Origin of the sequence: Bifidobacterium sp. WK041_4_12 (assembly GCF_041080795.1) — a bacterium.
GTDB lineage: Bacteria > Actinomycetota > Actinomycetes > Actinomycetales > Bifidobacteriaceae > Bombiscardovia > Bombiscardovia aquikefiricola.
In genome coordinates this window covers 1,765,494-1,777,029 of record NZ_CP129674.1, presented here as the reverse complement: position 1 = coordinate 1,777,029, position 11,536 = coordinate 1,765,494, and the positions used below count along the sequence as shown (strand labels likewise).

8 protein-coding genes are annotated in these 11,536 nt (G+C 56.5%); 7 read left to right on the top strand and 1 reads right to left on the bottom strand.

Annotated elements, in window-relative coordinates; genetic code table 11:
- The first annotated feature begins 193 nt into the window (after positions 1 to 193).
- The 7 genes from rplM to QN215_RS07450 all read left to right on the top strand — a co-directional run bounded on the left by rplM (position 194) and on the right by QN215_RS07450 (position 10,206).
- On the top strand, positions 194 to 643 hold the full coding sequence (rplM, locus tag QN215_RS07480; RefSeq protein WP_369343699.1) for a 50S ribosomal protein L13: 450 nt from the start codon (positions 194 to 196) through the stop codon (positions 641 to 643).
- Positions 644 to 663: 20 nt separating this feature from the next.
- Positions 664 to 1,155, top strand: a complete 492-nt coding sequence (gene rpsI, locus QN215_RS07475) for a 30S ribosomal protein S9 (RefSeq protein ID WP_369343698.1) — start codon at positions 664 to 666, stop codon at positions 1,153 to 1,155.
- Positions 1,156 to 1,674: 519 nt separating this feature from the next.
- Positions 1,675 to 4,353, top strand: a complete 2,679-nt coding sequence (gene adhE, locus QN215_RS07470) for a bifunctional acetaldehyde-CoA/alcohol dehydrogenase (protein ID WP_369345114.1) — start codon at positions 1,675 to 1,677, stop codon at positions 4,351 to 4,353.
- Between the two features lie 211 nt (positions 4,354 to 4,564).
- A complete protein-coding gene (locus tag QN215_RS07465) occupies positions 4,565 to 5,824 on the top strand; it encodes a biotin/lipoate A/B protein ligase family protein (protein WP_369343697.1) in 1,260 nt (419 codons plus the stop codon).
- A gap of 83 nt (positions 5,825 to 5,907) precedes the next feature.
- Complete coding sequence (locus tag QN215_RS07460; protein WP_369343696.1) at positions 5,908 to 6,627, top strand: Crp/Fnr family transcriptional regulator; 720 nt, start codon at positions 5,908 to 5,910, stop codon at positions 6,625 to 6,627.
- A gap of 68 nt (positions 6,628 to 6,695) precedes the next feature.
- Positions 6,696 to 8,858: a transglycosylase domain-containing protein gene (locus QN215_RS07455; RefSeq protein WP_369343695.1), complete on the top strand. Its 2,163-nt coding sequence runs from the start codon at positions 6,696 to 6,698 to the stop codon at positions 8,856 to 8,858.
- 241 nt (positions 8,859 to 9,099) lie between these two features.
- The gene (locus QN215_RS07450; protein ID WP_369343694.1) at positions 9,100 to 10,206 is read left to right on the top strand and encodes an NADH:flavin oxidoreductase/NADH oxidase; all 1,107 of its coding nucleotides are present in this window, start codon (positions 9,100 to 9,102) and stop codon (positions 10,204 to 10,206) included.
- Between the two features lie 126 nt (positions 10,207 to 10,332).
- On the opposite strand, the gene QN215_RS07445 is transcribed toward QN215_RS07450, so the two are convergent.
- A complete protein-coding gene (locus QN215_RS07445) occupies positions 10,333 to 11,481 on the bottom strand; it encodes a quinone-dependent dihydroorotate dehydrogenase (protein WP_369343693.1) in 1,149 nt (382 codons plus the stop codon).
- Positions 11,482 to 11,536: the final 55 nt, after the last annotated feature.

Genomic DNA, 11,536 nt, shown 5'->3' with positions numbered 1-11,536 from the left:
GTATGGTGCGGTTTGACGTTGTCGAGCCCAGCGGTATACTAGAGGATTGTTGTGTTTCCCTACGGGGTCCTCGAAGCGCTTTTCCCACTCGCCGTATAGGACTTTCAGGGAGCCCACGGATAAAGAGGTTTGCCCGCTTGCCTTTGCGGCGGTCAGGTGAACCCGGAACACAATGCAAGGAAAAGGTTGAACTGTGAAGACTTTCACGCCTAAACCAGCTGATTTAACTCATGACTGGTATGTCGTCGATGCTACCGACGTGGTGCTTGGCCGTCTGGCCACCCAGGTCGCGACTTTGCTGCGCGGCAAGAATAAGCCCACATTTGCACCACACGCGGATTCAGGCAATCACGTTATCGTGATTAACGCTGCCAAGGTTGCAATCACGGGAAACAAGCTCTCCAAGGAGCTCTACACACACTCCGGTCGTCCGGGCGGACTTCGCGCTGATACATACGCGGAACTGCTTGAGAAGAACCCAGATCGCATTATTCGCGAGGCAGTCAAGGGCATGCTTCCCAAGAACAAGCTCTCGAAGACCCAGATGGATCGTCTGCGTATCTTCGCCGGTGCGGAGCATCCTCATACCCCTCAGAAACCACAAACCTTTGAGATCTCGCAGGTCTCACAGCAGGCCAAGTAGGACCAAAGGAGATTATCAACATGGCTGAAAATACCAATGATTCCGCGGTTCTCGAAACTGAGGAAGAACTTACTTCATATACGTCCGAAACCAACGCCGGTGCTGGCACCGGTGCTTCGACAATCGCTCCAGGATATGGCACCGGTCGTCGTAAGGAAGCTGTCGCACGCGTTCGTCTGGTTCCAGGAACCGGTAACTGGACCGTTAACGGCCGTAAGCTCGATGAATACTTCCCAAGCCGTTTGCAGCAGCGCGAGGTGAATTCACCCATCGTCTTGCTCAAGCTTGAGGGTAAATTCGATGTGCAGGTGCTCGTTGATGGTGGCGGCACCACCGGCCAGGCCGGAGCAATCCGCCTCGGTGTTGCTCGCGCGCTGAACTCGATTGATACCGACGCGAATCGTGCAGCCCTGAAGAAGGCTGGATTCCTGACTCGCGATGCTCGTGCAGTCGAGCGCAAGAAGGCTGGTCTGCACAAGGCTCGTCGTGCACCTCAGTTCTCCAAGCGTTAAGCTTTCGGTTGTCTACAAACTCCTCAAGCCTTTCGGGGCTTGGGGGTTTTTTATATGCGCGCTGGGCTGGGCTCAGGCATTGTCGCCTCAAGTTCGAACGTGAAACGAGGGAAAGCACTTGCAGCTGTGAAGTCTGACAGTGAAGCCTGAATGTGGAAGCTGAATTGGAATTCTGCAATGAAATTCTGAAATGAACGCAAAATCTCCCAAAAGTTCACTGAAAAATATCACAACCATTGCTGCTTGCGTACACAACACGCTCAGCTTCTTATATTCGCGTACAAAATTGCCACCGACGCATAGCTACGCTACATTGTGATTTAGGTCACAATTGGGTGGCACTCGAAGATGTCTCTGGTCTCGAATCAGAGCAGTTCGATGTACGAAATAATCCGCATAATACAACAAGCTTGACGAATAGTATAGATTCGCAACACGTCCATGGGAGGAACTGTGGGAGCTGTGAAAAAGAATGCAGAAACCGAGAAGGTCTCTATTGAGAATCCGTCGAATAGTGGTGTGGAGGGAGTGAAGGTAATCCCGCCTGAACCACAGCAAAACATTGCGGCTGCAGAAGTAGACTCGCTGGTGCAGCGAGGCCTGGTTGCGCTGAAGGAATTCGAAGACTTTGACCAGACCACCGTCAATCGTATTGTGGCGAAGGCTTCGATTGCGGCGTTGAACAAGCATTTGGTGTTGGCGAAGATGGCTGTGGAGGAGACTGGGCGTGGTCTGGTCGAGGACAAGGCCACGAAGAACATTTTCGCGTGCGAGCATGTGACGAACTATCTGGCCAGGCAGCGCACGGTGGGCGTGATTGGCGAGGATGACGTCAACGGGATCGTGGAGATCGCGGAGCCGGTTGGTGTGGTGGCTGGGGTGACGCCGGTGACGAATCCGACGTCGACGGCGATCTTCAAGTCGCTGATCGCGTTGAAGACGCGCTGTCCGATAGTGTTCGGCTTCCATCCCTTCGCGCAGCGGTGTTCGGTGGAGGCGGCGCGCGTGGTGCGTGACGCGGCGGTCGCGGCCGGTGCGCCCGCGGATTGCATCCAGTGGATCGAGCATCCCTCGATCGAGGCGACGGGAGCGTTGATGAGGCATCCGGGCATCGCGACGATTCTCGCGACGGGTGGTCCGGGCATGGTCAAGGCCGCGTATTCGTCGGGCAAGCCGGCCTTGGGCGTGGGTCCGGGCAACGCTCCGGCGTATGTGGACAAGGACGTGGACGTCGAGCGTGCGGCGAACGATCTGGTCCTGTCGAAGCATTTCGACTATGGGATGATCTGCGCGACGGAGCAGGCGATCATCGCGCACGCGGACGTGTACGGCCGTCTGGTCGCGGAGCTGAGGCGTCGCAGGGCGTACTTCGTGAACGCGGACGAGAAGGCGAAGCTCGAACGGTACATGTTCGGCGTCACCTCGTATTCGGGCGGCAGGCCGAAGCTGAACAGCGTGGTGCCGGGCAAGTCTCCCCAGTTCATCGCCGAGGCCGCAGGGTTCACGATTCCCGGGGACGCGACGATCCTGGCGGCCGAGTGCCGGGAGGTCGGCGAGATGGAGCCCTTGACGATGGAGAAGCTCGCCCCGGTGCAGGCCGTGTTGAAGGCCAAGGACAGGGAGCAGGCGTTCGTCATGTGCGAGCGGATGCTCGAGCACGGGGCGGGCCACACGGCCGCGATCCATACCAACGACGAGCAGCTGGTGCGCGAGTACGGCATGCGCATGCACGCGTGCCGTATCATCTGGAACCAGCCGAGCTCGCTGGGCGGCATCGGCGACATCTACAACGCCATCGCCCCGTCATTGACTTTGGGCTGCGGCTCGTATGGCGGCAACTCGGTGTCGGGCAACGTGCAGGCCGTGAACCTGATCAACGTCAAGCGCATCGCGCGGAGGAACAACAACATGCAATGGTTCAAGATCCCGGCGAAGACCTACTTCGAGGCGAACGCGATACGCTATCTGCGCGACATGCACGGCATCAGGAAGGCCGTGATCGTGTGCGACAGGGTCATGGAGCGGCTGGGCATCGTGGACAAGGTCGTCGACCAGCTGCGCGCCCGAGCCGAGCGGGTGACGTTCCGCATCATCGACTACGTCGAGCCCGAGCCGAGCGTGGAGACCGTCGAGCGTGGCGCGAGGATGATGCGCGACGAGTTCGAGCCCGACACGATCATCGCGGTCGGCGGCGGCAGTCCCATGGACGCGGCGAAGATCATGTGGCTGCTCTACGAGCATCCCGAGATCACGTTCGCTGACGTGCGCGAGAAGTTCTTCGACATCCGCAAGCGCGCCTTCAAGATCCCCCCGCTGGGCGACAAGGCGAAGCTCGTGTGCATCCCGACCTCGTCGGGCACGGGTTCCGAGGTGACCCCGTTCGCGGTCATCACCGACCACAGGACCGGGTACAAGTATCCCATCACCGACTACGCGCTCACCCCTTCCGTGGCGATCGTGGACCCGGTGCTGGCACGCACCCAGCCACGCCGGCTCGCCTCGGACGCGGGCTTCGACGCGCTGACCCACGCGATCGAGGCGTACGTGTCGGTGTATGCGAACGACTTCACCGACGGCATGGCCCTGCACGCGGCGAAGCTGATCTGGGACAACCTCGACCCCTCGGTCAACGAGAAGGACCCCGAAGCCAGGAAGGCCGCGCAGGAGAGGATGCACAACGCCGCCACGATGGCCGGCATGGCGTTCGGCTCCGCGTTCCTGGGCATGTGCCACGCGATGGCCCACACCATCGGCGCGCTGTGCCACATAGCGCACGGACGCACCAACTCGATCCTGCTGCCCTACATCGTGCGATACAACGGGCAGGTCCCCCAGGAACCCACCAGCTGGCCCAAGTACGGCAAGTACATCGCCCCGCAGCGCTACCAGGACATCGCCAGGAACCTGGGACTGAAGGCCGACACCCCCGAACAGGGCGTGGAAAGCCTCGCGAGCGCCCTCGAGGACTACCGCGACGACAGGCTCGGCATGGACGCGTCCTTCCAGGCCGCGGGCGTGGACGAGGACCACTTCTGGAACATCCTCGACCAGATCGGCATGCGCGCCTACGAAGACCAGTGCGCGCCAGCCAACCCCCGCATCCCCCAGATCGAAGACATGAAGGACATCGCCATCGCCGCCTACTACGGCATCAGCCAACAAGAAGCACACGAAAAGCGCCAGGCCAGAAAAGCCTGACCCACCATTCGCGGTCGTGAGCGGCAGTGCTTGCTCACGACCGCGTTGTTATGTGAACGATTCGGCCTGTTCGACGTTTCAGATGGAATGTTTCAGATGCAATGTGCCAGAACGAGAACTCGCGACTCAGTGTAGTATGCGACGACGGCGCGTTTCCCTATGAAATTCAAGGAGACGGTATAGTTGTTGCGGAGAGTGAAGGGCGCAGAACATGTCAACGACTCGTGGTGAATGCAAACTGGTTGGCGGCAAGCTTGTCGGAGTTACTGTGACGATTGCCGACATGCACATCGAGAGTAGCCGTCTCGATGGTGATTTCTTCATTTCAACCCGTGAAGACGACATGGTGCTTGTCAAGGCCATCGAACAAAGCATTGTCGGGTTTACGCTTCCCATAGATGCTGAAGCCCTCGCGCATGTGATCGCGCATGTGATCGATGCCCACCCTGAAGCTCAATTAGTTGGCGCAAACGCCCAGACCATTGCCTGTGCCGTGCTCAGGGCAACGGGAGAGGGAGGCCACGCGGATGGCAGTGACCTGCACGGTAGTGACCTGCACGGTACTGACATTGACCTGCAAAGCCCTGACACCAACCTACGCAGTTCTGGCATTGGCGCAGATGCCAAGCCCTCGGCAGCAGCGCAGCCTTTCGAGCATGACAGGCCTGCGCCAGCGCTTTCATCGCGATGGGATTCGTTGAGTCCGCTCGTCATCCATGATCTTCCAAGAAGTCCTGCAGTGCAGATGGCTCTCGATGAAGTTCTGGCGGAAAAGGTTGCAGACGGAACATTCCCCGCAATGCTCCGGGTCTGGGAATGGCAATCTTCAGCAGTCATCATCGGCCGCTTTCAGTCCTTGCATAACGAAGTCAATCTTGAAGAGGCCAGACGCGAGGGTATCACCGTCGTTCGCAGGGTCACTGGCGGCGGCGCAATGTTCGTTGAGCCCAATAACACCATCACATACTCGCTCTATGCACCGCTCAGCTTCGTTGAGGGCATGGATGTTGCGCAGTCGTATCGACTGTGTGATGCGTGGCTTGTCGCCGCACTCAAAGCGTTGGGCATGAATGTCGGCTTCTCGTCCATGAACGATCTCGCCTCAGAGCAGGGAAAGATAGGTGGAGCGGCACAGCGTCGATTTGCCAGCAAAGGTGGCGGGCCGGGTGCAGTGCTCCACCACGTCACGCTTGCCTATGACATCGATGCCGAGAAAATGTCGACAATACTTCGCGTCTCCAAAGAAAAGCTCTCGGATAAAGCGGTGAAATCCGTTGTGCGACGAGTGGATCCGATGCGTTCCCAGACAGGAATATCGAGAAGCGCGATCATCGATCATCTGCTTGCATTCCTCGTGGAGCATCTGAATCAGGCTCAGGTGACGCAGCTTCCGCAGGCGGCGGTCAAGCAGGCGAATGAGCTTGCAGAGCAGCGCTTTTCCAAGGATGCGTGGCTTCAATGCATCGTCTGAATACAGGGATACAATCAACTGAGCAAGTTGCACGGTCAATGTCGATTGGTGCAAGGTCGATCAGTGCTTCAAGAAAGGAAGGCATGAGCGTTCGCAAGCCCAATGAACTGCCCAAGCATGGCAATACTCTCCTGCAGACTGCTCTCTTCAAACAGGTTTCGCCAGAAGAGGCAGACCAGTTGATTCCTTATCTTGATTCACGCATACTCAACAAGGGTGACTTCGTGTTCCGCGAGGGTGACGAGGATCAACGCATGTATCTGTTGGATTATGGCCGCGTGAAGCTGACTCGCAGATCCTCCGACAGCCGTGTGCAACTGCTGAGCATCCACGGCAGGGGAGAAGTGCTTGGAGAGATTCCGGTATTCGACCCCAAAGGTGGTCCACGGACCGCATCCGCCGTCGTGATGACCAACCATACGCACGTCGTATCCTTGGAGCACAAGGCCTTGTTCGACTGGCTGGACGAGCATCCACGCGTCGCCGTTGACATGCTGCAAGTGCTTGCCAACCGCATGCGTCGCAATAACGAGCACATCTCTGATCTGGTATTCATGGATGTTCCGGCTCGGTTGGCCAAAACCCTGATTTCGCTTGGGCAGCGTTTTGGCGAGCCGATGGAGGCGGGTCTCATGGTGCCTCATGATCTGACGCAGGAAGAGATGGCACAGCTGGTGGGAGCTTCACGCGAAACGGTGAACAAGGCACTGATGGACTTTGCCAATCGTGGATGGATTTCTCGCAAGGGCCGTTCCATCATCATCTTCGAACCAGGAATGCTGATTCGTCGCTCGCGCAGGTAATGTGGAAGTTACCAATAATCCACACATCCTGAGTTCGTTATTCAGGGTCTAGCTTTAGAATGAACAGCATGCCGAAGAAGAAGTCAATAACCGTACGTCGATTTTTTACGCTATTACTGGCTTACGCCTTGTTTTGCGTAACTGGGGGAGTGGTAGCCTCTGGATTCTTGCTACCAGCAGTGTTTGGTGCAAACACAGCCGTTAAGGCGCTGATTCCTAGCTTACAGACGCAGGGCATCAATTTCGATGTCACCGATCTGCCTCAGAAGTCGACCATTTACGCTTCCGATGGCAAGACCGTGATCGCGCAGTACTATACGCAGAACAGAATCGTGGTGCCGCTGAATCAGGTATCCGATTACATGCAAAAGGCCGTGGTTGCCCGTGAGGATCGCCGCTTCTTCGAACATGCCGGCATCGATGTGCAGGGCGTGATGCGTGCATTCGTGCAGACCTACATCAAGAAGGGTGACACGCAGGGCGGATCGTCGTTGACGCAGCAGTATGTCAAGAACGTGCTGATGAGTCAGGCAGAGGAAGACAACGATCCCATTGCCGTTTACCACGCTTCCGAGGAGACCGTTGCCCGAAAGCTTCGAGAGATGCTGGTCTCGGTGCAGATGGAAAAGAAATATACGAAGGCTGAGATTCTGCAAGGCTATCTGAACATTGCACAGTTCGGCAACGGCATCTATGGTGTCGAAACCGCAGCACAGCGATTCTTCAACAAATCGGCCAAGGATCTCACCATCGTGGAGGCGGCGACCATTGCGGCCATCACCAAGAATCCTGCGCAATATGATCCGACCGAAAATCTGAAGGAATCGCAGACCCAGCGCAACATCGTGCTCGATCTGATGCATCAGCAGGGCTATATCACTCAGAAGCAATGCGACGATGCCAAGGCAATCCCGGTCGAGAATACGCTTCATGTGCAGAATGTGAATGCAGGATGCCAGGCTGCCGGGGATGCTGCCTTCTTCTGCGATTACGCGACCAAGCAGATTTTGAACTCCAAGGAGTTCGGCAAGACCGAGGCAGCTCGCGAAAAGCTGCTGGAACAGGGTGGCCTGAAGATCTACACCACGATGGACGTGAATGCAAACAGCGCTGCAATGAATACCGCGCGCGCGACCATTCCTGTTGACGACCCGACAGGTTTCGAAGTTGCCATGGCGGCAATACGTCCTGGAACCGGTGAAGTGCTTGGATTCGGCATCAACCGTATCTATGACGCTTCGCAAAGTTCAGGCGGCGGAACCAGAACCGCCTTGAACTATGCCGTCGATCAGGTCGATGGCGGTGGCTGGGGATTCCAGGTTGGTTCGACATGGAAGCCCATTAACCTTGCGGCCTGGATGCGGGCAAACAAGTCCATCAATCTGCCGCTCAGAACCTATACAAGCTACCCGTTGAGCTCATTCCCCGGGTACGGATACAAGGGTACGGGCACATGGCCGGTGCAGAATTCAGGCGGTGGCACCACATCCCCTGAAACGCCGCTCCAAGGTCTGGTGAAGTCTCACAACACGACACAGGCTTCCATGGCACAGATCATCGGCATCAATTCGATTGCCGACACGGCAAAGCTCATGGGGTATCACAATTCTCCATCAGATCAGACCGATATTTACTCATCCAACTCGTATAACCCTCCTATGGTGATTGGAAGCGTTCAGGCATCGCCGTTGACGATGGCCAACGTGTATGCCACGATTGCCGCCAACGGGGTAGAGTGCACGCCCATCGCGTTGAAGAAGGTCCTCAACAAGGATGGGAAAAGCCTTCAGGTGCCGAGTGCCAACTGCCATCAGGCAATCTCTTCGGGCATTGCTCAAACCGTTGCCTACGCGCTGAATCAAGGTGTCGTGCAGCCGGGTGGTGAGGCAGCGACAACGCAGCTTGACAATGGCCGTAAGACCTTCGCAAAGACTGGAACCAACGAGTCCACGTATATGCTGACCGGTGGATTCGTTCCTCAGGTTGCATCGTTTGTTGCAGTCGGCAATGCGGAAAGCATCCAGTCCTTCAACAACAAGACCATCAATGGGGTCTATCACAACACTTGGTACGGCATGTATATCGCGACGCCTGCGTGGAAGTCATTCATGAACTCCTATCTGAGCGCGGCACAGATTCCCATTGATAACAATTACGGAACCCCAGATGCCGCGTACACAGGTACGACCGATGCGGCAACGACAAGTTCAGCCACCTCGACGGGCAACTGACTCGAGGACTATGTTGTTAACCGATCCGAAGCTGAACCGAATCTAGTCGGCGATATCCGAAGCGAGTCGCGGATAGCATGTGCGCTGTGTGGATTAGTGGCATCGTGCGTTGCCAGGTGAACATACAATGGAAGCAGTTGCGGAGAGTCTGCCAGCCACCATCGGCAGCTTCCTCAACTGCCCGGCAGTCATGGTGGCTGTGGGCATTCACCAGCGCTGATACAACCCGAGAAGAAGGGGCATGATGTCTGAGATTTCACATTTGTTTTCTCCAATGACCTTGCGTGGCTTGACTGTGCGAAACCGAATCTGGCTGCCTCCGATGGACACCTATTCCGTGTATGCGCAAGACGGCAAGCCCACGCCTTTCCACTATCAACACTATGTTTCGCGAGCCCTCGGAGGCTTTGGACTCGTCATCACCGAATCGACGGCAGTCAGCCCCGAAGGACGAATATCGCCCTGCGATGTGGGTTTGTGGAACGACGATCAGATTGCAGCCTGGCAGTGGATTGTCGAAGACATCAAGAAAACCGGGGCAAAGGTTGCCGTTCAGCTCAATCATGCTGGACGCAAGGCTTCGACCGGTTCTTTCTCGCTTGGCCACATTCAGGGCAATGTGCCTGAAGATGAAGGTGGATGGCAGCCGGTGGGACCGAGCGACCAGCCCTTTGGCAAGTGCGTTGCGCCGAGTGTCCTCAGCGTTGACGACATTCACGGGATTGTGAACGATTTTCGAGATGCGGCAGGCCGAGCGGTCGCTGCAGGATTCGAAGCCATTGAAATCCATGCCGCACACGGCTACCTCATCACGCAGTTCCTGGATCCTCTGGTCAATAACCGTCGTGATGAATACGGTGGTTCTCTGGAGAATCGCATGCTGTTTGGAACGCAGGTCATCGATGCCATCCGAGGCGTGATTCCAGAGTCCATGCCATTGCTTGTTCGAGTTTCTGCAACCGACTGGGCAGCCGGGGGCTGGAATTTGGAGCAGACCATAGAATTTGCCAAGGTCGCCAAGGCGCATGGAGTAGACCTTGTTGACGTATCAACGGGCGGCATAGTTTCTGGTGTGAGCATCCCTGCAAAGCCGAACTATCAGGTGCCGTTCTCGGCAGCGATTCGTGCACAGGTGCAGATCCCGACGACGGCTGTTGGATTGATTACCAAGCCAAAGCAGGCGGAACGAATCGTTCACAAGGGACAGGCCGATGCCGTCGAAATCGGCAGAGCCGCGCTACGAGACCCCTACTGGCCTTTGCGCGCAGCTCATAAGCTTGGGCTTGACAAGCATGAGGCCCCATATCCCGATCAGTACATTCGAGGAGCGTTCGGCACCGAGCGCTGACTTTCACCTGATCGTTCGTTTGGCTTACATAATCGAAGGAGTCTGGCCCCCACGTAGAGGCCAGACTCCTTCATGTATGCACGATATGTGCTGCATGCATTGGAATTCATCGGAATTCGTTGGGATTCAGCGGAAATTAGCTCCGACCGCTTCAGCAACGTTGGCGAATCCATCTCTCTGGAGCAGCTTGACCAGTCCACGCTTCAAGGTGGTGATCTGCTGAGGCCCTCGGTACATCAATGAGGAAACGAACATCACGAGACTTGCCCCATTGCGGATTTTCTCATATGCCTGTTCCGGCGTGAACACGCCACCGACACCGGCAAGGGTCAGTCTGTCGCCATACTGCTGATAGGTGCGCGCTAGGGTGCTGTTGCTGGGCACATAGCAGGGGCTTCCGGAAAGTCCGCCGAGCCAGCTCTGTGGAACGTCAAGTCCGGTGCGATCCTTCTGCAGGTTTGCCATGGTCACGCCCTGAACGTTGTGGCTGACCAAAACGTCCAGCAGGCCCTGGAATTCCTCCCAAGTCTTGTTCAACGGCATCTTCACCAGCAGCGGTTGGTCATGCTGAACCTTGTCAAGCTCGGTGAACAAGCGGTCGAGATTCTTGGGATCTTCGTTGAAGGGCTCTCCTGCACGAGTGTTCGGGCATGAGATGTTGATTTCAACAATGGAAGAGCGGTTGGCTGCGCGTTCGAGTGAAATGCGGTAGTCTTCGATGCCTTCGTCAATGTCACCCGTCTTGTCGTCGTTGGTGCGAGCGATTGAGATGGACATCTTCATGCTCTTCGCCTGCGTGTGCGCCTTCTCGACTCGGGGAATCACACGCTGTGAACCATCGTTTGCCAGTCCTACGTGCACCAGCATCGAATCGTATTCCGGAAGGCGATGGAACCACGGTCGTGCGTTTCCCGGGCATGGGCGGGAAGTGGTGGAACCCACGGTCTCGAATCCAAAGCCTGCGGCATCGAGCACGGTCGACAAGTCGCAGTTCTTGTCCAAACCGGCCGAAAGTCCGAAGGGATTGTCGAAATGGATGCCCATCACATTCGATTCAAGCATCGGATTGGTGTAGTTGAGCATGCCGTTGAGCAGTAGCATCAACGGAGAAATCTTGCCCGCCACGCGGCAGAAGGAGATCATCTGGTCGTGCGCGACATCTGGAGTTTCGTTGAAAATAAAAGGTTTGGCGACATGCTTGTACGCGAAGGTGAACATGTCGGTGCTGCACTGATTGATCATGTCATGTGCAAAAGATTGGGATACATAAGCCATGCCTACCATTGTTGCACGATTGAGCTGAATATTTCCTTAAATATTCAACCGTTCT

Coding starts and splice junctions, on each gene's coding strand:
- QN215_RS07460 (WP_369343696.1), top strand. CDS start 5,908: ATGAGCGTTCGCAAGCCCAATGAACTGCCCAAGCATGGCAATACTCTC.
- QN215_RS07445 (WP_369343693.1), bottom strand. CDS start 11,481: ATGGCTTATGTATCCCAATCTTTTGCACATGACATGATCAATCAGTGC.
- rpsI (WP_369343698.1), top strand. CDS start 664: ATGGCTGAAAATACCAATGATTCCGCGGTTCTCGAAACTGAGGAAGAA.
- QN215_RS07465 (WP_369343697.1), top strand. CDS start 4,565: ATGTCAACGACTCGTGGTGAATGCAAACTGGTTGGCGGCAAGCTTGTC.
- QN215_RS07450 (WP_369343694.1), top strand. CDS start 9,100: ATGATGTCTGAGATTTCACATTTGTTTTCTCCAATGACCTTGCGTGGC.
- QN215_RS07455 (WP_369343695.1), top strand. CDS start 6,696: ATGCCGAAGAAGAAGTCAATAACCGTACGTCGATTTTTTACGCTATTA.